This window comes from Mycobacterium bourgelatii (assembly GCF_010723575.1).
Taxonomy (GTDB): domain Bacteria; phylum Actinomycetota; class Actinomycetes; order Mycobacteriales; family Mycobacteriaceae; genus Mycobacterium; species Mycobacterium bourgelatii.
Genome location: NZ_BLKZ01000001.1, coordinates 2,040,922 through 2,066,072, shown reverse-complemented (window position 1 = coordinate 2,066,072; position 25,151 = coordinate 2,040,922). Strand labels below are relative to the sequence as shown.

23 protein-coding genes are annotated in these 25,151 nt (G+C 66.3%); 6 read left to right on the top strand and 17 right to left on the bottom strand.

The features are described 5' to 3' along the window. Window positions 1-83: 83 nt before the first annotated feature. From G6N68_RS09170 to G6N68_RS09155, 4 genes are all read left to right on the top strand, one after another. Window positions 84-956: an Rv2253/PknI dimerization domain-containing protein gene (locus G6N68_RS09170; RefSeq protein WP_163710730.1), complete on the top strand. Its 873-nt coding sequence runs from the start codon at window positions 84-86 to the stop codon at window positions 954-956. 75 nt (window positions 957-1,031) lie between these two features. Next, complete coding sequence (locus G6N68_RS09165; protein WP_163710727.1) at window positions 1,032-1,346, top strand: putative quinol monooxygenase; 315 nt, start codon at window positions 1,032-1,034, stop codon at window positions 1,344-1,346. Beyond that, complete coding sequence (locus G6N68_RS09160; protein WP_163718378.1) at window positions 1,343-2,161, top strand: mycofactocin-coupled SDR family oxidoreductase; 819 nt, start codon at window positions 1,343-1,345, stop codon at window positions 2,159-2,161. The genes G6N68_RS09165 and G6N68_RS09160 overlap by 4 nt, the downstream gene beginning before the upstream one ends. 10 nt (window positions 2,162-2,171) lie before the next feature. Beyond that, window positions 2,172-3,053, top strand: coding sequence for an SAM-dependent methyltransferase (locus tag G6N68_RS09155; RefSeq protein WP_163710723.1), 882 nt, complete (start codon window positions 2,172-2,174; stop codon window positions 3,051-3,053). 6 nt (window positions 3,054-3,059) lie between these two features. Here G6N68_RS09155 and G6N68_RS09150 read toward each other — a convergent pair whose 3' ends face one another. The 9 genes from G6N68_RS09150 to G6N68_RS09110 all read right to left on the bottom strand — a co-directional run bounded on the left by G6N68_RS09150 (window position 3,060) and on the right by G6N68_RS09110 (window position 12,345). After that, window positions 3,060-4,736: a ribonuclease J gene (locus G6N68_RS09150; protein ID WP_163710720.1), complete on the bottom strand. Its 1,677-nt coding sequence runs from the start codon at window positions 4,734-4,736 to the stop codon at window positions 3,060-3,062. Window positions 4,737-4,744: 8 nt separating this feature from the next. Further along, window positions 4,745-5,647, bottom strand: a complete 903-nt coding sequence (gene dapA, locus G6N68_RS09145) for a 4-hydroxy-tetrahydrodipicolinate synthase (protein WP_163710717.1) — start codon at window positions 5,645-5,647, stop codon at window positions 4,745-4,747. A gap of 116 nt (window positions 5,648-5,763) precedes the next feature. After that, a complete protein-coding gene (thyX, locus tag G6N68_RS09140) occupies window positions 5,764-6,516 on the bottom strand; it encodes an FAD-dependent thymidylate synthase (protein WP_163710714.1) in 753 nt (250 codons plus the stop codon). A gap of 30 nt (window positions 6,517-6,546) precedes the next feature. Further along, a complete protein-coding gene (locus tag G6N68_RS09135; RefSeq protein WP_163710711.1) occupies window positions 6,547-7,596 on the bottom strand; it encodes a restriction endonuclease subunit S in 1,050 nt (349 codons plus the stop codon). Next, entirely contained in the window at window positions 7,587-8,963 is a 1,377-nt protein-coding gene (locus G6N68_RS09130; protein WP_163710708.1) for a class I SAM-dependent DNA methyltransferase, read from the bottom strand. Before G6N68_RS09130 ends, G6N68_RS09135 begins: the two co-directional genes overlap by 10 nt. Continuing rightward, window positions 8,963-10,219: a winged helix-turn-helix domain-containing protein gene (locus G6N68_RS09125; protein ID WP_205351283.1), complete on the bottom strand. Its 1,257-nt coding sequence runs from the start codon at window positions 10,217-10,219 to the stop codon at window positions 8,963-8,965. The genes G6N68_RS09130 and G6N68_RS09125 overlap by 1 nt, the downstream gene beginning before the upstream one ends. Before the next feature lie 15 nt (window positions 10,220-10,234). After that, window positions 10,235-10,966 carry a DivIVA domain-containing protein gene (locus tag G6N68_RS09120; RefSeq protein WP_163710706.1) on the bottom strand — a complete coding sequence of 244 codons (732 nt, stop codon included), beginning with the start codon at window positions 10,964-10,966 and terminating at the stop codon, window positions 10,235-10,237. Window positions 10,967-11,065: 99 nt separating this feature from the next. Next, window positions 11,066-11,548, bottom strand: coding sequence for a dihydrofolate reductase (locus tag G6N68_RS09115; RefSeq protein WP_163710704.1), 483 nt, complete (start codon window positions 11,546-11,548; stop codon window positions 11,066-11,068). Then, window positions 11,545-12,345 (bottom strand): thymidylate synthase, encoded by an 801-nt coding sequence (locus G6N68_RS09110; protein WP_163710701.1) that lies wholly within the window; start codon window positions 12,343-12,345, stop codon window positions 11,545-11,547. The genes G6N68_RS09115 and G6N68_RS09110 overlap by 4 nt, the downstream gene beginning before the upstream one ends. Before the next feature lie 97 nt (window positions 12,346-12,442). Between G6N68_RS09110 and G6N68_RS09105 the strand changes: the two genes are divergently transcribed. Then, on the top strand, window positions 12,443-13,180 hold the full coding sequence (locus G6N68_RS09105) for an alpha/beta fold hydrolase (RefSeq protein WP_163710696.1): 738 nt from the start codon (window positions 12,443-12,445) through the stop codon (window positions 13,178-13,180). Between the two features lie 67 nt (window positions 13,181-13,247). Here G6N68_RS09105 and G6N68_RS09100 read toward each other — a convergent pair whose 3' ends face one another. The 3 genes from G6N68_RS09100 to G6N68_RS09090 are packed head-to-tail and all read right to left on the bottom strand — an operon-like array spanning window position 13,248 to window position 16,302. Then, a complete protein-coding gene (locus G6N68_RS09100) occupies window positions 13,248-14,345 on the bottom strand; it encodes an acyl-CoA dehydrogenase family protein (protein ID WP_163710694.1) in 1,098 nt (365 codons plus the stop codon). Then, the gene (locus G6N68_RS09095) at window positions 14,342-15,526 is read right to left on the bottom strand and encodes an acyl-CoA dehydrogenase family protein (protein ID WP_163710691.1); all 1,185 of its coding nucleotides are present in this window, start codon (window positions 15,524-15,526) and stop codon (window positions 14,342-14,344) included. The genes G6N68_RS09100 and G6N68_RS09095 overlap by 4 nt, the downstream gene beginning before the upstream one ends. Continuing rightward, complete coding sequence (locus tag G6N68_RS09090) at window positions 15,526-16,302, bottom strand: SDR family oxidoreductase (RefSeq protein WP_163710688.1); 777 nt, start codon at window positions 16,300-16,302, stop codon at window positions 15,526-15,528. The genes G6N68_RS09095 and G6N68_RS09090 overlap by 1 nt, the downstream gene beginning before the upstream one ends. 78 nt (window positions 16,303-16,380) lie before the next feature. Between G6N68_RS09090 and G6N68_RS09085 the strand changes: the two genes are divergently transcribed. Next, window positions 16,381-16,707, top strand: a complete 327-nt coding sequence (locus G6N68_RS09085; RefSeq protein WP_205351464.1) for a PE-PGRS family protein — start codon at window positions 16,381-16,383, stop codon at window positions 16,705-16,707. A gap of 56 nt (window positions 16,708-16,763) precedes the next feature. Here the strand turns inward: G6N68_RS09085 and G6N68_RS09080 are convergent, their stop codons facing one another. The 5 genes from G6N68_RS09080 to G6N68_RS09060 all read right to left on the bottom strand — a co-directional run bounded on the left by G6N68_RS09080 (window position 16,764) and on the right by G6N68_RS09060 (window position 25,130). After that, on the bottom strand, window positions 16,764-19,997 hold the full coding sequence (locus G6N68_RS09080; RefSeq protein ID WP_163710682.1) for an acetyl-CoA carboxylase family protein: 3,234 nt from the start codon (window positions 19,995-19,997) through the stop codon (window positions 16,764-16,766). 24 nt (window positions 19,998-20,021) lie between these two features. Beyond that, a complete protein-coding gene (locus G6N68_RS09075) occupies window positions 20,022-21,170 on the bottom strand; it encodes a PPE family protein (protein WP_163710679.1) in 1,149 nt (382 codons plus the stop codon). A 230-nt stretch (window positions 21,171-21,400) separates the two neighbouring features. Next, window positions 21,401-22,564 (bottom strand): PPE family protein, encoded by a 1,164-nt coding sequence (locus tag G6N68_RS09070; RefSeq protein ID WP_163710675.1) that lies wholly within the window; start codon window positions 22,562-22,564, stop codon window positions 21,401-21,403. A 37-nt stretch (window positions 22,565-22,601) separates the two neighbouring features. Beyond that, window positions 22,602-23,411 carry a PE family protein gene (locus tag G6N68_RS09065; protein ID WP_163710672.1) on the bottom strand — a complete coding sequence of 270 codons (810 nt, stop codon included), beginning with the start codon at window positions 23,409-23,411 and terminating at the stop codon, window positions 22,602-22,604. A 156-nt stretch (window positions 23,412-23,567) separates the two neighbouring features. Next, window positions 23,568-25,130, bottom strand: a complete 1,563-nt coding sequence (locus tag G6N68_RS09060) for a class I adenylate-forming enzyme family protein (protein WP_276069114.1) — start codon at window positions 25,128-25,130, stop codon at window positions 23,568-23,570. Window positions 25,131-25,151 lie beyond the last annotated feature (21 nt).

Sequence of the window (25,151 nt, the reverse complement as noted above, 5' to 3'; positions counted from 1 at the left end):
TAGCCTGCGCCATCGTCCTCAGCATCGCCGCGTTGAGCGCCTGTGAGTCACGCGGTCCCTCAAATAGCTCGACCAAGCCCCCGATGCCGTCCGCACCCAGCTTCGAGGGCACGTATCAATTTGATTTCGACGGGTCCCAACAGCTCGCTGGTGGCGAACTCAAGCCCACCGACTCCCGGACGCGCCTCTACGCCGTTCGCTCCACGTGTCTCGAAACCGGATGCATCGCGACGGCGACAAAGCTGGCGGACGGCAATCCCAAGAAGAAGTCAGACCCGGCAGTCGATCTGGTGCTCGACTACGTCAACGGACATTGGCAGATGGCCGTTCGTGAGGACGCAACCTGCACCGACAGCAGCTCCCACGGCCCGGCCATCACCGTGTGGATCCTGCAACCGCAACCCGACGGCACACTGAGCGGCACTTCGTCGGTGGCCATGAACCCGTCCCCGGACTGCGGCGTGGCGACTCAGACGCCGATCAGGGTGAAGCGCGTGGGGGACGTCGATCTGAACGTCGCAGTTGCCAATCCTGGTAGGCAGGCTTCACTTTCGCCGACTGCGTCCGCGCCCAACGGCCTCAACGGGCATTACAACGAGACCAGCGTGCTTCGGGATGATGAGCGATCGCGACCGGGAGTACGCCGCATCTTCATGCAGACAACATGTGTGCGCAACACCGATGTCTGCGCGACGTTCAGGTCCTTCCTTTCGGCAACGCAGACGCACGTCGTGAATTCGCTGCTGTTCGACAACGGGAAATGGACGCTCAACCAGCGCGTCGACGTCAACTGCCCGAACGGCACCGTCGCCAGAACGGTCAAACACGAGGAATACGCCCTCCCTCAACCGGCGGACCGGCCGCTGCAGCGGCTCTCCGGGACGATCACGTTCGACGCTGCGGAGTCGTGCCCCGCACAGCAACTCGATATCTCCCTGCAACGAACGGGCGACTAACGAACGACTAGGGTGACAAGGAGCCAAGCCGCGTCCGCGCCGTAACTGGCGCGCAGACTTCCCAGGAGGCCCCACGTGCCCGTCGTCGTTGTCGCAACCTTGACCGTGAAGCCTGAATCGGTCGACACCGTCCGCGACATCCTCACCACCGCAGTCGAAGAGGTGCACGGCGAACCGGGCTGTGACCTGTATTCGCTTCACCAGACGGGTGAGACGTTCGTCTTCGTCGAGCAATGGGCCGACGACGAGGCACTCAAAGCCCACAGCGCGGCGCCCGCCGTAGCCAAAATGTTCGAGGCGGCCCGCGAGCACCTGGCCGGACCAGCCGACATCAAGATGCTGCAGCCGATTCCCGCGGGCGACCCCAGCAAAGGACAGATTCGCCTCTGATGGCTCGGCCGCTGGAAGGCCAGGTCGCCTTCATCACCGGGGCAGCGCGTGGCCAGGGCCGCGCCTACGCGGTGCGCCTGGCGGCCGACGGTGCGGACATCATCGCCGTCGACCTCTGCGGTCAAATCGACAGTGTGCCATATCCATTGGGCACCGCCGAGGACCTGGCCGACACGGTCAAGCTGGTCCGGGACACCGGCGCCCGGATCGTTGCCGAACAGGCCGATGTCCGCGATCGTGCGTCGCTGGCCGCCGTATTGCAGGCCGGCCTTGACGAGTTCGACAGGCTCGACATCGTCGTGGCGAATGCGGGCATCGCACCCATGCAGGCCGGCAGCAACGGCTGGTACGACGTCATCGACGTCAACCTCACCGGCGCCTACCACACCGTGGACGTCTCGATCCCGACGATGATCGAGCAGGGCACCGGAGGGTCGATCGTGCTGATCAGTTCGGCCGCGGGACTGGCCGGGTTCGGCTCCTCCGACGCCGGCTCCATCGGCTACACCGCCGCCAAGCACGGAATGGTAGGGCTGATGCGCCTGTACGCCAACCTCCTTGCACCACATAGCATCAGGGTCAACTCGGTGCATCCTTCCGGGGTGAACACGCTGATGATCAACAACGACTTCACCCGGCAGTGGCTGGCCGACATGGCCGACCTGGGAGGCGCCGGTGGAGGCAATGCGTTGCCGGTGGAAATCTTGCAGGCCGAGGACATCGCCAACGCGGTAGCGTGGCTGGTGTCTGATCAAGCCCGCTACGTCACCGGCGTCGCCCTGCCGGTTGACGCGGGGTGCGTGAACAAACGGTAGGCGGCGTTCCATGGCACGAAATCCCGTAGCACAGACCGCACTTGGCCCGATGGTGCTGGCAGCGGTGGAACAGAATGAGCCGCCCGAGCGTCGCCTCGTCGACGACGACCTGGCCGACTTGTTCTTGCCGGCACCACTGCGCTTGCTGGTCGCCACCACTCGGCTGACCCCGTTGCGCCGCTTGCTGATCCGGGCCTCGGAATGGTCCGGTCGCGGACTGTGGGCGAACCTGGCCTGCCGCAAGCGCTTTATCGCCGACAAGTTGGCCGAGTCTCTCGGCGACATCGACGCTGTCGTCATCCTCGGCGCGGGATTGGACACGCTGCCATACCGGTTGACCCGACAGGTGCGCAGGCCGGTCTTCGAGGTCGACCTGCCGGTCAACGTGGCGCGCAAGGCAAAAACGGTTCGCCGGGTCTTGGGGCAGTTCCCGCTGTCGGTGCGGCTGGTCGCGGTCGACTTCGAGCGCGACGATCTGCTGACCTCCTTGGCCGAATACGGTTATCTCCCCGACTACCGGGTGCTGTTCATCTGCGAGGGCGTGACCCAATACCTCACCGAGAACGCGGTGCGACGCACCCTGGAGGGGCTGCGCCCGGCCGCGCCGGGCAGTCGCATCGTGTTCACCTACGTGCGCAAAGACTTCATCGACGGCACCAATCGCTACGGCACCCGGACGCTGTACCGGTCGGTGCGGCAGCGACGCCAGCTGTGGCACTTCGGATTAGCGCCCGAAGAGGTCGCGGACTTCCTTGCCGAGTACGGGTGGCGGCTGATCGAACAGGCCGGTCCTGACGAGCTGTTGCAGCGTTACGTGGCGCCGACTGGTCGCAAACTCAAGGCGTCGCAGATCGAATGGTCGGCTTACGCAGAAAAGGTCGAAGAGATCTGAGCCGCGTCAAACTTCGATGACGGTCGGCACGATCATCGGCTGGCGGCGGTAAACCTCCCCCACCCACTTGCCGACGGTGCGGCGCACACCTTGGGCGATCCGGATCGGATCGGTGACATTGTTGGCCACCAACTGTTCCATCTCCGCCTCGACCCTGCGCACCGCGGGCTCGAGCGCTTTCGGATCCTCAGAGAAGCCCCGCGAATTCAAGTGCGGCGCAACGACGGGTCGCCCGGTGCCGCGTTTGACCACAACCGTGACCGCGACGAAGCCCTCCGACAAGATCAGCCGCTCGCCCAGGGTGATGTCGCCGACATCGCCGGTGATCAAGCCGTCGACGAACATCTTGCCGACCGGCACCGCGCCGGAAATGCTGGCCTTGCCGGCGACGAGGTCCACGCTGACGCCGTTCTCGGCCAACAGGATTGACTCCGGCGGAACACCGGTGCTGGCCGCCAACTTGGCGTTGGCGCGCAGATGCCGCCAGGTGCCGTGCACCGGCATGACGTGACGCGGCCGCACCCCGTTGTACAGGAAGAGCAGCTCGCCGGCATATGCGTGTCCCGAAACATGCACCCGCGCTTGGGCATTGGTCACAACCCTGGCCCCGATCTTGGCCAGCGAGTCGATCACGCCATAAACGGCTTCCTCGTTGCCGGGAATCAGCGACGAGGACAACACCACCAGGTCGCCCGCGGTCAGCGTGATGCTGCGGTGCTCGCCGCGCGACATGCGCGACAGTGCCGCCATCGGCTCGCCCTGGGTGCCGGTGGTGACCAGCACGACTTTCTCGGGCGGCATCTCCTCGGCGGCCGAAATGTCAATGATGTCGGAGTCGGCCACGCGCAGGAACCCCAGCTCGCGCGCGATGCCCATGTTGCGCACCATCGACCGGCCGACAAATGACACCCGTCGACCCAATGCCACTGCGGCATCGATGATTTGCTGCACCCGGTCGACGTTGGATGCGAAGCACGCCACGATCACGCGGCCTTCGGCCCCGCGAATCAGCCGGTGCAGGGTTGGACCGATCTCGCTTTCCGACGGCCCTACCCCCGGGTGCTCGGCGTTGGTCGAGTCGCACAGGAACAGGTCCACGCCGGCATCGCCGAGGCGCGACATTCCGGGCAGGTCGGTGGGGCGGCGGTCCAGCGGTTGCTGGTCGAGTTTGATGTCCCCGGTGTGCAGTATGGTTCCCGCACCCGTGTAGACGGCGATGGCCAGCGCGTCCGGGATCGAGTGATTGACGGCGAAGTATTCGCATTCGAACACCCCGTGTTTGGAGCTCTGGCCCTCTTTGACCTCCATGAACACCGGTTTGATGCGATGCTCACGGCATTTGGCCGCGACCAGCGCCAGCGTGAACTTGGAGCCGACGACCGGGATGTCTGGACGCAACTTGAGCAGGAACGGGATGGCGCCGATGTGGTCTTCGTGCGCATGGGTGAGGACCAGCGCCTCGATGTCGTCGAGCCGGTCTTCGATGTGACGAAAGTCCGGCAGGATCAGGTCGACACCGGGCTCGTCGTGGGTGGGGAACATCACCCCGCAGTCGATGATCAGCAGTCGGCCGAGATGTTCGAACACCGTCATGTTGCGGCCGATCTCGCTGATGCCGCCCAGCGCGGTAATCCGCAACCCACCCGCGGGCAATGGGCCCGGCGGAGCGAGTTCGGAATCCACCTGCGGACCTACCGCAGCACCGAGGCCGCGCGCATGTCGGCGGCCAGCGCGTCGATCTGCTCCGGCGTCGCGGCGACCTGTGGCAGGCGCGGATCACCGACATCGATGCCCTGCAACCGCAGACCCGCCTTCGACAGGGTCACCCCACCCAGCCGGGCCATCGCGTTGCACAGCGGCGCGACGGAGTGGTTGATCTTGCGGGCGGTGGCGATGTCACCGGACTGGAACGCCGACAACAACTCCCGCAGCTGACCCGCCGCCACGTGTGAAATCACGCTGATGAAGCCGGTGGCGCCCATCGCCAGCCAGGGCAGATTGAGAGCGTCGTCGCCCGAGTAGTACGCCAGGCCGGTGTCGGCCATGACCTGCGCGGCGCTGTGTAGGTCGGCCTTGGCGTCCTTGACGCCCACGATGTTGGGGTGCGATGCGAGTGCGCGCAGCGTCGCGGGTTCGATGGGCACCACGGACCTGGGCGGGATGTCGTAGAGCAACACCGGCAGCTCGGTCGCGTCCGCGACGGCGGTGAAGTGGGCCAGCAAACCGGCCTGCGGCGGCCGCGAGTAGTAGGGCGTGACGATCAACAGCCCGTGCGCGCCCTCGGCGGCGCAGGCCTTGGCCAGCTTGACGCTGTGTGCGGTGTCGTAGGTTCCCGCGCCGGCGATGACCCGGGCGCGATCCCCCACCGCCTCGAGGACCACCCGCAGCAGTTCGAGCTTCTCCTCGTCGGTGGTTGTCGGCGATTCGCCGGTCGTTCCCGAGACCACCAGGCCGTCGCAGCCCTGGTCTACGAGGTGGTTCGCCAGGCGCGCCGCGGTGACGGTGTCCAGGGAGCCGTCGGGACCAAACGGAGTGACCATGGCGGTCAGCAGGGTCCCCAGGCGTGCTGGGGCGTCGAATCCGACGGTGCTCACGGTGTTAAAGATTACCTGGCGCCACCAAGCTGGTTACCAGCAGCGCGAGCGTGCGTGTTGTGCCAGGACACGCCGCGTCGGCGCGTACATCTGCGCACGCTCGTCAACGATGTCTGTCAAGCTTCAGTAGCTAATGGGCTGGTCGCGACCTCAGTGCCGTCGGCCAGGGCGGTGATTTCGAAGTCGGCGAACACCGCCGGAGCCACGTCGACCAGGCGTCGCAGGCATTCGATGGCCAGGCGCCGGATTTCCACGTCGGCGTGCTCGCTGGCCCGCATGGCGATGAAGTGCCGCCAGGCGCGGTAGTTGCCGGTCACCACGATGCGCGTCTCGGTCGCATTCGGTAACACGGCGCGCGCAGCCTGACGTGCCTGTTTGCGACGCAACGCCGCCGTTGGCTGGTCTGCGAACTTGGCTTCCAGCTTGGCCAACAACTCGGTGTAGGCGGCGCGGCTGGCGTCGGCGGCGTCGGTGAGAATCCGCTCCAACTCGGGGTCGCCTGCCACGCCGGGCGGCACGACGACCTGCGAGTCATGCTCGGGCACGTAGCGCTGCGACAGCTGCGAGTAGGAGAAGTGCCGATGCCGGATCAGCTCGTGGGTGCAGGACCGCGAGATGCCGGTGATGTAGAACGACACGCTGGCGTGTTCCAGGACCGAGAAATGGCCGACGTCGATGATGTGCCGGATGTAGCTCTCGTTCGTCGCGGTCTTCGGGTTGGGCTTCGACCAGCTCTGGTAGCAGGCTCGGCCGGCGAACTCGACCAGCGCGGGGCCCCCGTCGGCATCGGTCGTCCAGGGCACGTCGGGTGGCGCCAAGAAGTCGGTCTTGGCGATCAGCTGCACGCGTAGCGGCGCGGTCTCGGCCACGGCGCTCACCCTAACCCGATGACTCTGGGGTTACAGCCGGAGCTCCCCCGATATCAGCGGCGGCAGCAGGGTGTCGCGGAGACCGGCGAGCCGCACGTTGTCGTTGCGGCGCGCGTGACACAGTTCACCCAGGTACGTGATCGTCTGCAGCTCCCCGGCGGACAACCGCCGAACATCTCGCACCGGCATGTCGAGCAGTTCGTCCGGACGGATGCGTTGGTGACTCCCCGAGGTGCCGTCGACGCGCTGTTGCAAGATGCGTGATACCTCCGGCTGACGCACCGCCGACCACAGGGCCGACGTGTCGATGCCGACGGGGCTCAGAACAACGAACTCGGTACTCGCCAAGGCCATTTGCGAAGGTAGACCCACGACGTTCCAAATTCGCGGCCGCCCGGGATTCAACTTGGCGAACAACACGCAGGGCGCCGATAACAGGAACTTAGCGCTCTTCACCGATGCACCGGCGACAACCTGTGGTTGCCCGCCGTCGTCGAACGCCGGGAGGCTGAAATTGGCGACGACGTCGTCGAAGTCGGACGGGTTGACCAGCCGGGTCGAGCGAACTGCCAGTTCCGATAGCGCTACGTAAGCGGTGATCGATTCGACGATGGCCACCATCAGCGTCTCGGCGGCGTCGACCACGCGTTGGTTGGCGACGATCTTGTCGTCCAGGGCCCCGAGCAGTCCGGCGATCCGCACGCGATCGTCGGCGGCGACGGTCTGCACCGAAAGGTCATGCAGCGTTCGCTGATTGAGTAGGGGCTGTCCCGAGCCGGATCGGTGTTCGTTGAGCCGGCATGTCTGCAGCGCGTAATACCAGAACCGGGTCTCGTCGGGGTTTTTCGCCCGGCAGATCAGCGCGTTGTCGGTGACCCAGACGTCGGTGTCGCAGAAACGCACACTGCCGCAATATGATCCGACCCGACCGATGACGATGAGTGGCCCGTTGGCGTTGTGTTCTGTGGCGTAGCCGATCACGCCGTTGGCTCCGTAGACGGGATACGGCCCCATCTTCGCCCGCCGCGGTGGGCTTTTGCCGTTACGCAACTCCAGTTCGTCACGCAGCTTCACCTCCACCGCAGCCGCTCCACTTCCTCGCGAACGACATCGTCCAGCCGCGCGGATTCATCGAGTGCGGTGAGCAACTCGGTAGCCAACCGCGCGATCTTGTCGTCGAGGGGTTCGGCGTCGCTCTGAGGAGCGGGGGCATCCACATACCGCCCGGGCGTGAGCACGTAGCCCGAGGCCCTGATGTGGTCCAACGTCGTCGACTTACAGAACCCTGGTACATCTTGGTAGGCAGAGCGTTTGGTGCGCCACGCGTGATACGTGTCGCCGATGCGGGCGATCTCCTCGTCCGTCAACGCACGCTCGGCGCGGTCCACCAAGTACCCGAAGCCACGGGCGTCGATGAACAGCACCTGACCGCGGCGGTGTTCTTTGTCTCGGGCAAAGAACCACAGGCACACCGGAATTCCGGTGCTACGGAACAATTGGGTGGGCAGTGCGACCAGGCACGAGACCAGGTCCGCGTCGACGATACGGGCTCGAATGTCGCCCTCCCCGCCCGCGGTGGACGACATCGACCCGTTGGTCATGACGACTCCGGCCTGGCCGCGCGGGGCCAGCTTGGACAGAATGTGCTGGATCCAGGCGAAGTTCGCGTTGGTGGCGGGAGGAACGCCGTAGCGCCAGCGCGGATCGTGTACGTCGCGGGACCAATCCTTGATGTTGAACGGAGGGTTGGCCATCACGTAATCCATCAGCAGGCCGTCATGCAGGTCGGCGACAAAGGTGTCGCCGCGGACGATTCCGGTGTTGTCGATCCCGTGGATGGCGAGATTGATCCTTGCCATTCGCCAGGTTTCTTCGACGCTTTCCTGCCCGTAGATGGCGACGTCCTTGATGTCGCCGTCCTGGCGGCGCAGGAACTTGTCGGTCTGCACGAACATCCCGCCCGAGCCGCAACACGGGTCGTAAATTCGCCCGCTGGTGGGTTCGAGGACCTCCACCAGCAACCGCACGATGCTGGGCGGGGTGAAGAATTCCCCGCCGCGGCGCCCTTCCGCACGCGCGAAATTGCCCAGGAAGTACTCGTACACCTCCCCCATCACGTCACGCGCGTGGTGGTCGACCCGCCCGGTTACCTGGTTAGCGCCGAGCAGTTCCACCAGTTCGCCGAGCCGTCGCTGGTCGAGGGCGTGGTACCGCCGCGGCAGGGTTCCGGCCAGGGCCGGGTTGGCTGCCATCACCTCGCCCATCGCGGCATCGACCAGTTCACCGATGTCAGAAGATTTCGCTTTGTCCGCCAACGACTTCCAGTGTCCGTCCGCGGCGTACTGCAGGAACACCAGCCCCAACACGACATCCTTGTACTGGCTTGCCGACAGGGAACCGCGTAGCTTGTCCGCCGCCTTCCACAGCGTGCCTTTGAGCGCGTCCATCAACCGGACCGTTTGGCAGCGGCACGCAACTGCGCGGCCAGATCACCATGGTCGGAGACAGTGACGTCGCCCAACCCCAGCCAGGACGCCATCGTCGCCAACTCGCCGGCCAGCGCCTCGGCGACCGCCTTGCGCGGCGCATCGGGTTCGGCGAACGCACCCATAACCCGTAGTGTGCCCGCGTCGCGGTCGGCTTTGAGGTCGACCCGCCCGACAAGACGCCCGTCCAGCAGAAACGGCCACACGTAATAGCCGTACCGACGCTTGGCCGCCGGCGTGTAGATCTCAATGCGGTAGTGGAAATCGAACAACCGCTCCACCCGCGGCCGAAAGAAGATCAGCGGGTCGAACGGGCACAACAAGGCGGTCCCCCGGTCGACACGCGGCACCTTCTGCCCGGCCCGCAGGTACGCCGGCGCCGACCATCCTTCGACCTCCACAGGTTCGACCTCGCCCGCCGCGACCAACTCAGCGATCACCGGCTTGACCTGCTGGGCCGACAGGCGGAAGTAGTCGCGGATGTCGGCCTCGGTGGCAACACCGAGCGCGGTGGCAGCCCGCAGGGTGAGCTCCCGGACGGCCTCGTCGTCGTCGACCTGCCTGGCCAGAACGTGGGCGGGCAGCACCCGCTCGACCAGGTCGTAGTGGCGCGCGAAACCGACCCGGGTGGCCGTCGTCAGCACGCCAGAGGCGAACAGCGCCTCAGCCACCCACTTCGTGTCGCTGCGCCCCCACCAGGGCCCCTTCGCGCCGCGCGGTTCGGCCTCCAAGTAGGCCTCGATCTGCCCGGCGGTGCTGGGCCCGAGTTCGGTGACGGCGGCGACGATCTCGTCGGCAAGCTGCAGGTTGGCCTTGACGATGTGCGTGCCCCAGCGGCCGTGCCGGTATTGCCGCATCCGCCAGCGCAGCAACGGCCAATCGTCGACGGCCATCAGCGCGGCCTCGTGTGCCCAGTACTCGACCAACTGGCGCGTCCGCGGCGGACCCCAGGCGACACTGTCGAGGAGATCGCGGTCGTAGGGACCCAATCGGCTGAACACCGGGGCGTAGTGGGCGCGCACCGCCACCGACACCGAATCCAACTGCAGCACTTGGATTCGGGAGATCAGCCGGCGCAGGTGCCCGCGCGTGATGGCGCCAGCGGGACGGGGTTCGCTAAATCCTTGGGCCGCAACAGCTATCCGCCGTGCTTGCGCAGCAGTCAGCCTGTGCGTCGCGATCGACACGGCGCCGAGAATACCGCCCCGGTCGGACAACTTCAGCGGCGCGGTTCAGCCGGTGCTGACTTTCTGCTCGAACGGCACCACGGTGCCGGTCTGCGGGTTCTTCAGTTCCTGGTATGCCGACTCGAGTTTGGCCGGAACCGCATCCAAGTCGCGGTAGACGTCCATCAGTTGCTCGAGGACGCTGATTCGTTGCCGGGTGGCCTCGTCCACCGCTTGCGCGGCCTGCTCACGGTAGTGATCGGCTTCCAGCCTCGCGTCGGCGAGCAGTTGCTCACGCTCCTGCTGGGCGTCCTGGCGAGCTTCTTCGATTTCCGACTCTGCCTCCGAGCGCATGCGGGCCAGGTCGGCCGCTAATTTTCCCTTGGCTTCCTCGATCTCGTCTTCCAGGGCTTTCCGCTGCTCGGCCAGATCCGCCAACGCTTCTCGGTGCTCTTGCTGCATGGCCTCGATCTCGGCCTCGGCGCTGCGGATCAGTTCCTGCGCCTCGGCTCGCGACTCGGCCTGCATCTCGGCGACCTCGTCGATCGCGCGCCGCAGCAACTTCGCCATCCGAGACTGCACCGCCTGGGGAGCCGACGAGGTGTCGGTCAGCCCGGCCACTTCCTGCCGCAGCGCGGCCACTTCCTCGCTGGATGCCTGGAGCCGCCGCGTCAGGCGCTCGACGTCGGCGCGCAGCAACTCCTGCTTGGTGGTCAACAGCTCGATGTAGGCGTCGACGGCCGCGGGGTCATAACCCCGAAAGATCCGAGAGAACCTCTTTGCAGGTTCGGTTTCCATGTAAATCCCCCGTTCCGCACGTTCGTAGTACCCGTGAGATTTTGAGTCCGACCCCGAAGTCGAGTATGTCAGGTCATGCCGTCGGCGCGGCGGTGAGTTTTATGACCTGCGGTAACTGTGAAACCGGTAGCGCAGCCCCGACTTGCTGACCAACCAGTCGCCCGTCTCGGCGCCCCACGTCTCGTCGAGTGCCGGAGCGATCGCGTCCTCGTCGTCGCGGGGCAGGTCAATGTCGACCTCGGTCACCTCACAGCGGCTGGCATACGGCAACGCAAGCGTGTAAATCTCAGAACCCCCGACCACCCAGGTTTCCGGCTCGGTCAGGGCCTCATCGAGCGAGGTAACCACCTCGGCGCCGGGTGCGCTAAACCCGGGTTGGCGGCTCAAGACAACGTTTCGACGCCCGGGCAGCGGCCGAAAGCGGGCCGGCAGCGAATCCCAAGTCCGTCGGCCCATCACCACGGTGTGACCCATGGTGATTTGCTTGAAGTGGTTGAGATCTTCGGGAAGCCGCCACGGGATGTCGCCGCCGCGGCCGATGACTCCGGACGTCGATTGCGCCCAGACTAGGCCGACTTTCATACCGCGACGGGAGCCTTGATCGCCGGATGCGGGTCGTAATTCTTGACGACGACGTCCTCGTAAGTGTAGTCGAAAATCGAGTCCCGTTGCGCGAGAAAGAGTTCCGGGTACGGCCGCGGATCGCGGCTGAGCTGTAGCCGGACCTGCTCGACGTGGTTGTCGTAGATGTGGCAGTCGCCTCCGGTCCACACGAACTCGCCTACGTCCAGGCCGGCCTGAGCGGCCATCATGTGCGTGAGGAGCGCGTAGCTGGCGATGTTGAACGGCACCCCGAGGAACAGGTCGGCGCTGCGCTGGTACAGCTGGCAGCTGAGCCGTCCTTCGGCGACGTAGAACTGGAAGAACGCATGGCACGGCGGCAGCGCCATCCGCGGGATTTCGCCGACGTTCCAGGCGGAGACGATGATGCGCCGGGAATCGGGGTCGGTGCGCAGCAAATCCAGCGCCGCGCTGATCTGGTCGATGTGTTCACCCGACGGCGTGGGCCACGACCGCCACTGCACGCCGTAGACCGGGCCGAGATCGCCTGTCTCACTGGCCCATTCGTCCCAGATGGTGACCCCGTGCTCGTGCAGCCAGCCGACGTTGGAGTCGCCGCGCAGGAACCACAGCAACTCATACACCACGGACTTGAAGTGAACCTTCTTGGTGGTCAGGAGTGGGAAGCCGGCCGACAGGTCATAGCGAATCTGCTGGCCGAACAGGCTGCGGGTCCCAGTGCCGGTGCGGTCGGATTTGGCGACTCCCGTTTCGAGTACCAGGCGCAGCAGGTCCTCGTAGGGTGTGGCGATTGGCACGCGGTCAGCTTAGCGGCGATCGCGAGCGCGGCGAAGCCGGGCGCGGCGGGTCGACGCAGTTAGTTTGAGTCGGGGAGGCAGGAGTAGAACGGGTGCCATGCCGAAAATCACCGACAGCGTCACCACTCCGGACGGCGAGTGCCCCGTTCAGCTGTTCACTCCCGACGGCACCGGCCCCTGGCCCGGTGTGGTCATGTTCCCCGACGCGGGCGGGGCGCGCGACACCTTCGACCAGATGGCGGCCAAGCTGGCCGGCTACGGCTATGCCGTGCTGCTGCCCGACGTGTACTACCGGGAGGGCGAGTGGGCGCCGTTCGACATGTCGACCGCGTTCAGCGACCCGAAAGAGCGCGGCCGGATCTTCGCCATGATCGGCACGCTCACGCCGGACCGGATCACCCGCGATGCGGAGGCATTTTTTGACTACCTGGCCGGCCGCGAGGAAGTGTCAGGTGAGCGCTTCGGCGTCTGCGGCTACTGCATGGGCGGACGCATCTCGGTCCTGCTGGCCGGTCGTCTTCCCGAGCGGGTCGCCGCCGCGGCGTCCTTCCACGGCGGCGGCCTGGTCACCGACAACGTCGACAGCCCGCACCTGTTGGCCGATCGCATGAACGCCAAGGTGTACATCGGCGGCGCCGAGAACGACGCGTCGTTCACCGCCGACCACGCCGAACAGCTGGAGAAGGCGCTGACGGCGGCCGGTGTGGACTACCGCCTCGAGTGGTACCAGGCTGCCCACGGCTTCGCGGTCCCGGACAACCCGCCCTACGACGAGGCCGCGGCCGAGCGGCACTGGGCCGCGATGACCGAAACCTTCCGCTCGGCCCTCGCCTGACCCTCGCGAGCAGACGCAAACTCGTACAGTTTCCGCCGGGAGCGTACAAGTTTGCGTCTGCTCGGCGTTAAGAGGGCGGTAGGTCGACCAAGTCGCCCAGGCGGGAGCGGTGCCGGTAGGCGGTGCCCAGCGCGAGCTGGTCGCTCTTTGCCCGCTTGAGGTACAAGTGCGCGGGATACTCCCAGGTCATCCCGATACCGCCATGCAGCTGTACGCACTCTTCGGCCGCGTGCACCGCGATGTCGCTGCAGAACGACTGCGCGAGGGCGGCCGCGATGGCCGCGTCCTCGTCACCGCGCGCGGCCGTGTCGGCGGCGTACCGAGCCGCCGCCGTGGCCGAACTGACCTCGAACCACAGATCCGCGAGCCGGTGCTTGATGGCCTGATACGAGCCGATCTCGCGGCCGAACTGCTTGCGCTCCTTGGCGTAGGCCAGCGTGGTGTCGAAGCACCACTGCGCCACGCCGAGCTGCTCAGAAGCGAGCAGCGCCGCGCCGGTCTGCAGCGCCGCCTGCACGGCACCGTCCGCGGAACCCACCCGCGTCGAGGACGCACCCGAAAATTGGACATCCGCAAGGGGTCTGGTCATGTCCAACGCCAGCCGCGGGGAAATATCAACGCCCGCAGCGCCGCAGGCCACGGTGTGCAGTTCCACCCCGTCCGGTCCGGCGACCGGCACCACCAAGACGTCGGCCTCGGCGGCGCCGGCGACGCTGCCTACCGTGCCGGTAAGGCCGTCGGCGCCGTTGCGTATGCCGGAGACCGCGTCGCCAGGCGCGGTGGACAGCGGCACCACCAGCGCCGCTGTGACGGCTCCCTCGGCCAGTGCCGACATCGTTTCCGTTTCGCCGGTCCGCAGCAATGCAACCGTCGCGAGTACCGCGCTGGACAGGAACGGCACCGGCGCAACCGCGCGGCCGATCTCCTCCATGACGACGGCGGCTTCACGTGCGCTCGCCCCCGCTCCGCCGAGGGATTCGGGCACCAACAGCCCCGCTACCCCGAGCTCGGCGGCCAGCGTGCGCCACACCGCTGAAAAGTCATGCGGCGGCGTGTCGTACGCCTTGTTGAGCGTCTCCGGTGGGCATCGGTCGGCGAACAGTTGCCGAACGCTGGCACGCAACGCCTCTTCGGTGTCGGAATACAACAAGTCTCCGGCGCTCATCGCGGCAAGTCCTTCCACGCGACGGTCTTGTCCACACGATGTTCGCCGGGCAAACCCAGGATTCGTTCGGAGATGGTGTTGCGCAGAATCTCCGAGGTACCACCCTCGATCGAGTTGCCGCGGGCGCGCAGGTAGCGAAACCCAGGTTCGCGACCGATCAGGTCGACCGTTTCGGTTCTGCGCAGGGTCCAATCGTCATAGTGCAAACCGGTTTCGGGGTGCAACTCGATGTCGAAGCCCGAGATGCGTTGCGCCAGACGGGCGAAGGCGATTTTCATGCCGGCCCCCTCGGGTCCGGGCTGACCGCTGGCGGCCTGCTGACGCAGGCGTTCACCGGTCAGGCGCAGCACTTCCGCCTCGACCCACAGCTTCATCAACTCGTCGTGCATCGCCGGATTGCGCAACGATGGATCATCACGCCAGGCTCGGGTGACGTTGCCAATGTGGCCGGCTTCGCGCGGAAACCCGGTGCGCGCCCCGATGGCGACGCGCTCGTTGTTCAGGGTCGTGGTGGCCACCCGCCAACCCCCGCCTTCGGGGCCCAGCCGGTTCGCGTCGGGCACCCGGATATCGGTGAGGAAGACCTCGTTGAACTCCGCCTCGCCGGTGATCTGGCGTAGCGGCCGGATATCGACACCCGGCTGGGTCATATCGCACAGGAAATACGTCAGCCCAGCGTGTTTGGGCACGTCCGGATTGGTGCGAGCGACGAGGATCGCCATCTGCGCGTGCTGCGCCATGGACGTCCAGACCTTCTGCCCGTTGACAACCCAGTCGTCACCGTCGCGGACGGCGCGGGTGGCGACCGCGGCCAGATCCGACCCGGCGCCCGGTTCGCTGAACAACTGGCAATAGATGTGTTCGCCAGTGAACAACGGCCGCAGAAACTTTCGCTTCTGTTCCTCGGTCCCGAAGGCCGCGATGGTTGGTGCCGCCATGCCAATGCCGATGATGTTGCGCCCACCGCCGGCGGGCGGCGCGCCCGCGGCCGCCAATTGCGCCTCGACCTGCGCCTGGTAGGTGTGCGGCAGATCCAGGCCGCCTATACCCGTCGGGAAGTGCACCCAGGCCAGGCCCGCATCGAAGCGCGCGCCGAGGAAGTCTCGCGGGTCGGTGCCGGCCGGATCATGTTCGTCCAAAAGCGCTTGGACTCGGGCCTTTAGATCGTCTTCGATACCCATCAGTGGTCTCCCCGGGCCTGGAACCCCCGCGCATCGCCGAGGAGCAGTCCGCCGTCGATCACCATCGTCTCGCCGGTGATCCAACTCGCCGCATCCGAGACCAGGAAAGCCACCGCGTCAGCTACGTCGTCGGGTTCGCCGATGCGTCCCAGCGCGATCGTTGCGCTCAGCGGATCTTCGTTGCCCTTCCACAGCGCCTCCGCAAGGCGGGTGCGCACCACTCCGGGGGCAATTGCATTGACCCGCACCCGCGGTGAGAGTTCCAGCGCAAGTTGTTTGGTCACGTGGATCAATGCGGCCTTGGTGGTGTTGTACATGCCCATTCCGGGCGACTGGTGCAGCCCGCCGATCGAGGCGGTGTTGACGATGGCCCCGCCGTGTTCGCCCATCCAGGCCTTGACGACGAGCGAGGTCCACAGCAACGGCGCCCAGAGGTTGACGTCGAAAATCTTTGCAAAGCGCGCATGGTCTTGGTCGATCAGCGGCCCGAAGGCAGGGTTCGTGCCCGCGTTGTTGATCAGGATGTCCACGCTGCCGAAGCGTTCGAGCGCAAGGTCGACACACCCGCGCGCGGCCTCCTCGTCGACAGCGTGCGCTCCGACGCCCACAGCACGGTCACCGACCTGTGCTGCGGCCGCGTCCGCGGCCTCCTGTTTGCGTGCGGTCAAGATGACGTTTGCACCGGCAGCGGCCAGTTTTTGGGAGATCGCCAATCCGATGCCTCGCGAGGCGCCGGTGATGATTGCGGTGCGGCCGGTCAGATCCAACGAAGTCATGGCGCCTGATTTCTTGTGCAAGGTTTTGCACACGTTGAGACGTGGTATGCGACAGGAATGTTAGCGAAATTAAACCTCATAAAACCATTGGTGTTTGCGGGGGCTATCGCTGCAGCGACGGTTACCGCCTCGGCAAACCCTGCTGAGGCAGCGGTCGGCCCTGCCTCGGCCACCACAGGCATCACTCACTTTGTCCCGATGAACGAACCCGGGGGCGGCGGTTGCGACGCCAACGGCAACTGCGGCTCGGGCGGCTTGGACCAGGGTCCCAACGGCGGGCCCGGCGGTTCCGGCTGTATCCCGGGCGTCGGTTGTGGCAACGGCGGACAGTTCTGGGGTCCCGGCGGGCTGCCGGGCGGCGAAGGTTGCCTCCCCGGCATTGGCTGCGGCAGCGGCCACGCGTAACAGACCACGCACAACGACTAAAAACTAAAAAACAACTGAAGACACAACTGAATCCGTCAGCGTCCCGGCAGCCTGGTGATCCAGGCCCGGGACTCTGCGGGGTCGATCACGTCGTCCAACTCGAAGGTGGTGGCCGAGCGCAACGCCTTTCCGTGTTGGTAGGCCGCCTCGACCAGCTTGTTGAAGAGGGCTTGGCGTTCAACATCATCGGCCGCTGCGGCCAGCTCTTTGCTGAAGCCCAGCCGTACCGCACCTTCGAGCCCCATGCCGCCGATTTCACCGGTGGGCCAAGCGATCGTGAACTCGGGTGCGTGAAATGACCCGCCCGCCATGGCCATTGCGCCCAGACCGTAGCCTTTGCGCAGGATGATCATTCCCAGCGGCACCGTCAAATGGGCGCCGGCGATAAACATGCGCCCGAACCGGTGTACCGAGGCCTCTTTCTCAGCTTCCGGCCCGACCATGAAACCCGGTGTGTCACAGAGCGAAATCACCGGTAACCGGAACGACTCGCACAATTGCAGGAACTCGGCCGCCTTATCCGACGCCTCCGCATCGATGGCGCCCCCGAGGTGGTGACTGCTGTTGGCGATCAGCCCGTACGCGACGCCCTCGACACGGACCAGTGCGGTGACGATACCCACGCCGTAGTCGGGGCGCAGTTCCAGGACGGAACCCACGTCCACGATCGACTCGATGGCCCGACGCACGTCGTAGGCACGTAATCTGTTCTCCGGAACCACATGTCGCGCCAGGCGAGGGTCCGGTGCCGTCCAATCGGCCACGGCCCCCTGGAAATACGACAGGTATTGCTTGGCGAGCGCCACCGCGTGCGCCTCGTCGCGTGCGACCAGACTTACCACGCCGTTGCGACGCTGGACATCAATCGGACCGATGACTTTCGGGGAATACACCCCCAGCCCGCCGCCCTCGATCATCGCCGGGCCGCCCATCCCGATGTTGGCGTCGGGAGTAACGATGATCACGTCACATACCCCGGCGAGCGCTGCGTTTCCGGCGAAGCAGTAACCGGAAACGATCGACACCAACGGGACCTGGCCGTTGAGCGCGGCCAGCATCCTGAAGGTCGGGACATCCAGTCCGGCCATGCCCCCGACGTCGGTGTCGCCGGGGCGCCCGCCGCCACCCTCGGCAAACAGCACCACCGGCAAGCGTTTTCGAACGGCCAGGTCGAACACGCGGTCAGTCTTGGCGTGGTTGCGCATGCCTTGCGTACCGGCGAGCACGGTGTAGTCGTAGGACACCACTACCGCCTCAGCGGCGGCGCGCCCGAACCGGTCCGCCCCGATCGTCGCCAGACCGGCCACCAAGCCATCGGCCGGGGTATTCACGATCAGGTCCTCTTCCGACCGTCGGCTGCGTTGCGCGGCGATGGCGAGCGCGCCGTATTCGACGAAGCTGCCGGGATCTATTAAGTCGGCGATGTTTTCGCGTGCGGTGCGTCGGCCCTTCTCGTGTCGCTTCGACACCGCGGCTGGGCGTCCCTCGTCGAGAGTGAGTAGGTGGCGCTGTCGCACCTCTTCGAGGTCGGCGCGCGGACGGTCAAGATCAACCGCAGCAGAGTCGGATTCACCGTCAGCAGACACACCCGTGCGGGTATAGACCAGCAGTGCATCGCCGGTCGCCACGACCTGGCCGGGCGCCACCAGGTTGCGCACGGTGCGTAGCGCCGCGGGAGCGGCCAAGACGTGTTGCATCTTCATCGCTTCGAGCACGACCAACTGCTCACCGCCCGTTACCTCGGCGCCTTCGGCAGCGATCTCCACGACGGTTCCGGCCATCTGGGCGCGTAGCGCTTCCTCATCCGGGTGCAGCTCGACCGCCGCCACCCGAACGTCGTGCTGATGAGACAGCGCCGCGGCGGCCAGCTGAGGCAGCTTTCCGTCGAGGAAATCGGTAGTTACGACACCCGACTCAAACTGACCTTCCGACAACAACTCTCGCAGGAAGCCGATGTTCGTGGTGACACCCTCGATGCTGAACTCGGACAGTGCGGTGCGCGCCTTGCGCACGGCGGCGGGGAACGACGACCCGTGCACATGGGTGATGACCTTGGCCAGCAACGAATCGTAGCGAGGACTGAGCGGAAGGCCCGGCCGGGCGTAGGTGTCCACACGGACACCCGGGCCGCTCGGCGGCGAAAACCCTGTCAGGGTGCCACCCGACGGAAGAACGGCGCCGTCGGGGGCGAAAGTCTCGGCGTTGACCCGCGTCTGAATCGCGATGCCTCGCGTGGCGGTGGGCTCACCGATGGTCTCGCTTCCGTCCGAGGCGATCCCGGCGGGCAATCCCAGTTCGTAATACGAGGCACCACCGGCGATCTCCAGCTGCACAGCCACCAGGTCGACTCCAGTCACCTCCTCGGTGACCGTGTGTTCAACCTGGATTCGCGGGTTGATCTCGAGAAAGACGAACTCGTCACCGGCAACGAGGAATTCGACCGTGGCCACGCCGGACAGCCCCACCCTGGCGCAGAGGCGGACCGCGGCCTGGTGCAGGCTGCGCCGGAGCCGGTCTGAAAGTTCTTGCGCTGGCGCGATTTCGACGAGCTTCTGATAGCGCCGCTGGACACTGCAGTCACGGTCGCCGAGCGCGAGCGCACGCGTTTGGTGCCCCACTGGGGCGACCACGACCTGCACCTCGATGTGCCTGGCATCGTTGAGGACAGCCTCGGCGAACAGGTCTGGGTTGCCGAACCCTAACTGCGCTTCGGCGGCGCACTGGCGGTAGGCCGCGTCGATCTGGTCCGGACTGTCCACCTTTCGCATTCCACGGCCGCCACCGCCGGCCAGCGCCTTGATCATGATGCTGCCGTCCTGGGCGGCGAAGAAGGCGCGGATGTCGTCGATGCTGCTCGGGCCTTCGGTCGCGGCCAGCACCGGCACCCCGGCGGCAGCGGCTGCCGCGCGGGCCGATGTCTTATTGCCGACAAGGTCCAGCACGTCGGCACTGGGCCCGACGAACGTGCAGCCGGCATCGGCACAGGCACGGGCGAATTCGGCGTTCTCACTGAGAAACCCGTAGCCGGTATGGATCAGTGCCGCACCAGATGCCTTGGCCGCGGCGAGGACCGCGGCGTGGTCCAGGTAGTCAGATACGCCGATCGCTTCGTCGGCGGCATGCACGTGCGGACTGTCGGCGTCGTCAGCGGCGTAGATCGCGACGGTGTTCATCCCCAGTTCGGTTGCCGTACGGATGATTCGGACGGCGATCTCGCCACGGTTCGCGATGAGAAGGGTCGTTTCGACATCGCGCGGTGGTACCCGCATAGGCCATAGCGTACGGCCCTGGGGTCAGAAGCCGCGCTTGGGCATGACGACCGGCTTGACGCCGTACCGGGGCAGATTGAGGCGCTCGTCGTCGGCACCCACGACCATTCCCGGCGTCGCCGTCACTCCTTCGATCAATTCGTCCTCTTCAGGAGCTACCCAACCCGCGAGGTGCACGTCGGTGCCGGCGGCCAACACCGGCGCCGAGAGGGACCAGGTCTTTGGCACCGACAGGCCGCCGACCGCTGCTGCGTCGCCCAACGCCGCCGCCAACGGCGGCGAGCCGGCTATCGCTGTCTTGAGCCCGCTGCCGCTCGCACTGCCACCCGAAATGGCGGCGCTACTGATGGACTGGGTTTGGTTGCCGGCCCCCAGGACCACCGCATTGGTGATGATGTCCGTGGTGTAGTCAGCGACACCGCCCAGCCCGTGCGTCCCATAGTGAAAGAAACCAAGCTCGGCCACCTCATCGATCTCGTGGTAGAGCGTGACCCATTCCGAATCGTCGAGCGTCGATGCCGCCGGTGACGCGAGGGCCATTAATGCGTCGGGACCCTTGTTGACCAGTGTTCCGAGATCCGCTCGCTGGGCGCCACCGGATGCTCCGGCTTGACCGACAGTGGCGGCTTGATTGGTGATTCCGGCCGGGTTGGTGGCCTCCCACGGGCTGGTCAGCGGCTCGAGTTTCCCGGCAAGGGCGGAGGCGGCCGCGTACTCGTACATGGCCATGGCGTCTTGGGCCCACATTTCGCCGTAGCGCGCCTCGGTGGCCGCGATGGCAGACCCGTTTTGCCCGAGGAGGTTGCTCGCTACCAGTTCGGCTAACTGGGCACGGTTGGCGGCGACGTCGGCCGGTGGGACCGTCATGGCAAACGCCGCCCCGAAGGCGCTCGCAGACGCCAGGGCCTGCGTCGCGGCGCGGCCCGCCGATTCAGCCGTGTAGTTCAGCCAGGTTAGAAAGGGCTGCGCAGCGGCGGCCATCGACAGCGACGCTGGACCCAGCCACTGCTCGCTGGTCAGTCGCGTGATGATCGCCTCGAAGGAGGAAGCGGTGTTGCCCAGCTCTGCGGCTATGCCATTCCACGCAGCCGCCGCCGCCAGCATGGGTGCTGCGCCCGCGCCGGCGTACATACACGCGGAGTTGACCTCCGGAGGTAGAGCTCCAAAATCCAATTGGGCAGTCCGTTTCACGTCGGGTTATCGGCGACCAGTGCTGCACCTGAGGAGCTCGTTCCCCCCTGATCCGAGCAGGTCGGCGGCTTGAAATCGGCGCCGATCCCGGAGCTAGTTTACCGACGGCGACCGCTACGCAGTCCGCGTAGCGCCAAATGTCATGCATTCCACACCGGGTTCCCGGCTGGGCTGAGCCGACGCATTGTCCCTGGCAGAGACGCTGCACGACGTTAGACCACCCGCTGGTTGGGCATCACCACCGGCTTGAATCCGTACCGGGGCGGCCCGGCGAAGCCGTCCCGGGAGCCGGCGATCCCGGGCGCGCCTGGCATCGCGAGTACCGCCCCGGACTCTTGCGGGACAGCCCAGCCGGTGCCTTCCAGCACCGTGGTGCCAGTGGTCATTGCGGGCGCCGCGGTAGACCAACTGGCCGGCACCGACAGGCCACCGACCGTGGCAGCTTGCCCCAAACCAGCCAGGGCCGGGACCGCTCCGGCAAGGACTGGCGTCGTCGTGTTCGCCAAGGCGGCTACGCCGGCAGCACCGGAAACGGCGCCTGCGGCGGGCGCCGTGGCATTCAGTGTGTGCCCGAGGAACACCGCGGTAGTGATGCCGGCCATCGTGAACCAGCCCACGGTGTTCACCACACCATTGACGGTGTTCATCACAAATGGTGTTTCGAGCAAAGCGGAGATCTGCTGCGCCACCGTATCCAGCGCGGTCGCCTCTGCCGTCGACGCGACCGGCGTGGCAAATGCCATGACTGCATTGGGCACGTTGCTGATCAGGTTCCCCAGCCCCGCCTGCTGGACGGAATTGGCTGCGGCAACTGAGCCGACGGCGGCGGCCTGGTTGGCGACTCCGGCCGGGTTGGCGATCTGCGCCGGTGGGGTCAACGGGTTGAGTCGCCCGGCGGCGGCTGAGGCGGCCGCGTATCCGTACATGGCCAACGCGTCTTGCGCCCACATCTCGGCGTAGTGTGCCTCGGTGGCCGCGATCGCCGGGGTGTTCTGCCCCAGGATGTTGGTCGCGACGAGCGCCGCCAGCAGTGCCCGGTTCGCCGCGACCTCCGCGGGTGGCACCGTCATCGCGAAGGCTGTCTCGAACGCCGCGGCCGACGCGGTTGCCTGTGAGCCGGCGAGTGCGGTTGATTCAGCGGTATAGGTCAGCCAAGCCAAGAAGGGTTGGGCCGCGGCGGCCATCGCCAGTGAAGCGGGACCCATCCATTGCTCGGTGGCAAGTTGGGTGATGACCGACTCGAAGGACGCCGCCGTGGTGCTCAACTCCGCGGCGATGGCATGCCACGAAGCCGCGGCGGCCATCAGCGGCGCGGCCCCGGCTCCGGCGTACATGCGGGCGGAATTGATCTCAGGGGGTAGAGCTCCAAAATCCATTTCTGTATTCCGTTTCGCTAGAAGGGATTCGCTGCGCTCAGACGGCCTGCGCGCCGGTCATGACCAAGGGTTTGACGCCGTAGCGCGGCGCGCCAAAGCCCGCGCTACTGCGCGCGCCCGATGCTCCTGGGACCCCCGGGAATATCGTCATCGGAGCCGCGGGCGAAACGGGTGCCGCCCAACCCGCGGCAGGCGCAGACGCGTGGCTTGACACCAGGGCGGCGGACCCGGCCCATGACGGCACCCGAGCGCCGACCGAGGACGCGGTACCGAGGCCGGCCGCCATCGAGCCACCGACGGACCCCGCGGCAGCGGGTCCTACGGCGAATCCCTCCGATATGCCCTCGGCGGCCGCGCCAGCCTCCGCGCCAGCCTCCGCGGCCGCCTCCGCGGGAAGCAGACCGCCATTGGCCATGCCGACCAGGTTCGAGGCGGCTGAAGCCCAGTTCCCCACTCCGATATTCACGACGTTGGCGAGGTCCGACAGCGCCCGCTGCGTGGCCGCCCCCGGCACCGCCTCAGCAGTCCCCATCACAGCAGAGAACGGAGACGCCGCCGCGGACGAGTTGACGCTTTCGGCGGCGGCATAGGTATCGGCACTGACGCTCAAGGTGTTGACAAAGGTGTCGTACATGGCGTTCACCTGCGCGCTCAGCTCTTGATAGAGGGTGCCGTAGGCCGCGAATTGCGCCGCCTGTAAGGCCGAAACCTCGTCGGCGGCAGCGGGAATCACGCCGGTGGTGGTCGGCGCGGCCGCCGCGTTCTGGGCGAACATCGCTGAGCCAATCGTGCCAAGTTTGCCCGCCGCAGCCGCCAGCTCCTCAGGCTGCGTGATGAGAAATGACATCTTCTTGCTCCTTCTGTGTGAACATGCCGAACTTCCGGAGCCAATCTGGAGACACCGGCAGCGAATCCCCGTTCGGCTCAGTAACGCCCACGCCAGCGGTGGTGACACCGCTATGTCGAGCGTGACAGCTTGTTGTGCGCACCGCACCGAAATCGGTCAGCGAAGTGGTGGACCCCAGCGCACCTCTTCGCGCAGCCGGCCCTTGAGCAACTTGCCGCCGGCATTGCGGGGCAGCGCGTCGCTGACCACCGTGATGTATTGCGGAATCTTGTAATCGGCGAGCTGGCCACGGCAGTGTTCCAGCACCGCGGCAACGTCGATTTCACCTGCGGCGCCGAACAATACGGCGCCGACCTTCTCCCCCATCACCTCGTCGGGCACGGCGAGCACGCACGCGTCGGCGACATTGGGAGCGCTCAGCAGTGCGGCTTCCACCTCGACGCTGGAGATATTCTCGCCGCCCCGGTTGATGATGTCCTTCATGCGGTCGATGATGTGCACGCGGCCGTTGTCGTCGACCCGGACCACGTCGCCGGTGTGCAGCCAGCCGTCGACGATGGTGGCCTGGGTTGCCTCCGGCCGATTCCAGTAACCGGCCGTCACGTTGGCTCCCCGGGTCACCAATTCACCGACCAGCTCGCCCGAGCCGTCATTGAGTGGGATCACACCGAGGTCCACCGACGGCACCGCATAACCGACCGAGTCGGCGTGTTCGATGGCCTCGTCGTCGGGCAGCACGGTCATCAGCGAGGCCGTCTCGGTCATGCCGTATCCGTTGAACACGGTGGCCTGCGGAAACGCCTCCTTTACGGCCTGCACCAGGGCGGGGGCGATCGGCGCGCCGCCGTAGCCGACCCACCGGACGCTGGACATGTCCGCCGCGGCGAATTCCTTGTGCCGCAGTAACAACGAGTAGATCGCCGGGACGGTGACCATCAGCGAGATGCGTTCAGCGGTCAGGGCGGTGATGAGCCCGTCGAGGTTGAGGGCGGGCATGATCACCGCCGCTCCCCCGAGCCGCGTGGCCGCCAAAAGCTGTGAGTTGCAGCCGGTCACGTGGAACAACGGCACCGAGATAAGCGTGCGCAACCCCTCACCGAGATCCCTGGGCTGGTTCAGACACCGGATGCCGTTCTCGGTGTTGGTCACGAAGGCCTCGTGGGTGGTCGGGACCCCTTTGGGGTGACCCGTGGTGCCCGACGTATAGAACAGCGCGGCAATGTCGGTGCTGCCGAGTTGCTCGGTCACGTAGGGTGCGCCGTCGGGTAGCGGTGCGTCGGGCGTCAGGTCCACCTTGGCGCCCGCGTCGGACAGCACGAACTCGACCTCCGGCTGAGCCGAGCGCGTATTGACGGCCACCGCCACCCCGCCTGCCATCACGGTGCCCCAGAACGCCAGCACCCAGTTCAACCCCGCGGGATGGCGGACAGCCACACGGTCACCGGGCTTCAGGCCGGACTCACGCAACCCACCGGCAACGCGCGAGGCCCGGTCCCACAGCTGCCGGTAGGTCAGCCGTCCCGCGCCCAGCTCGACCACAGCCTCGCTGTCCGGGCGCTGGTCGACCTGCGCTGCAAGCACGTCCAGGAGGGTGGCCGGCAACCCGTCGTAGTGCGGAATGCCGTTGTGGTCGACAGAAACACCTGTTCTCGGGAACGGGTTGCGGTCGCGCGAAACCCGTATCACTTGAGCCGTTCTGTGAGCCGTGTTGTGAGCCATGTTGCGCTACTCCATCACTTG

Coding starts and splice junctions, on each gene's coding strand:
- G6N68_RS09170 (WP_163710730.1), top strand. CDS start 84: ATGCCGTCCGCACCCAGCTTCGAGGGCACGTATCAATTTGATTTCGAC.
- G6N68_RS09155 (WP_163710723.1), top strand. CDS start 2,172: ATGGCACGAAATCCCGTAGCACAGACCGCACTTGGCCCGATGGTGCTG.
- G6N68_RS09130 (WP_163710708.1), bottom strand. CDS start 8,963: ATGGACGCGCTCAAAGGCACGCTGTGGAAGGCGGCGGACAAGCTACGC.
- G6N68_RS09120 (WP_163710706.1), bottom strand. CDS start 10,966: ATGGAAACCGAACCTGCAAAGAGGTTCTCTCGGATCTTTCGGGGTTAT.
- G6N68_RS09115 (WP_163710704.1), bottom strand. CDS start 11,548: ATGAAAGTCGGCCTAGTCTGGGCGCAATCGACGTCCGGAGTCATCGGC.
- G6N68_RS09105 (WP_163710696.1), top strand. CDS start 12,443: ATGCCGAAAATCACCGACAGCGTCACCACTCCGGACGGCGAGTGCCCC.
- G6N68_RS09100 (WP_163710694.1), bottom strand. CDS start 14,345: ATGAGCGCCGGAGACTTGTTGTATTCCGACACCGAAGAGGCGTTGCGT.
- G6N68_RS09095 (WP_163710691.1), bottom strand. CDS start 15,526: ATGGGTATCGAAGACGATCTAAAGGCCCGAGTCCAAGCGCTTTTGGAC.
- G6N68_RS09090 (WP_163710688.1), bottom strand. CDS start 16,302: ATGACTTCGTTGGATCTGACCGGCCGCACCGCAATCATCACCGGCGCC.
- G6N68_RS09080 (WP_163710682.1), bottom strand. CDS start 19,997: ATGCGGGTACCACCGCGCGATGTCGAAACGACCCTTCTCATCGCGAAC.
- G6N68_RS09070 (WP_163710675.1), bottom strand. CDS start 22,564: ATGGATTTTGGAGCTCTACCCCCTGAGATCAATTCCGCCCGCATGTAC.
- G6N68_RS09065 (WP_163710672.1), bottom strand. CDS start 23,411: ATGTCATTTCTCATCACGCAGCCTGAGGAGCTGGCGGCTGCGGCGGGC.
- G6N68_RS09060 (WP_276069114.1), bottom strand. CDS start 25,130: ATGGCTCACAACACGGCTCACAGAACGGCTCAAGTGATACGGGTTTCG.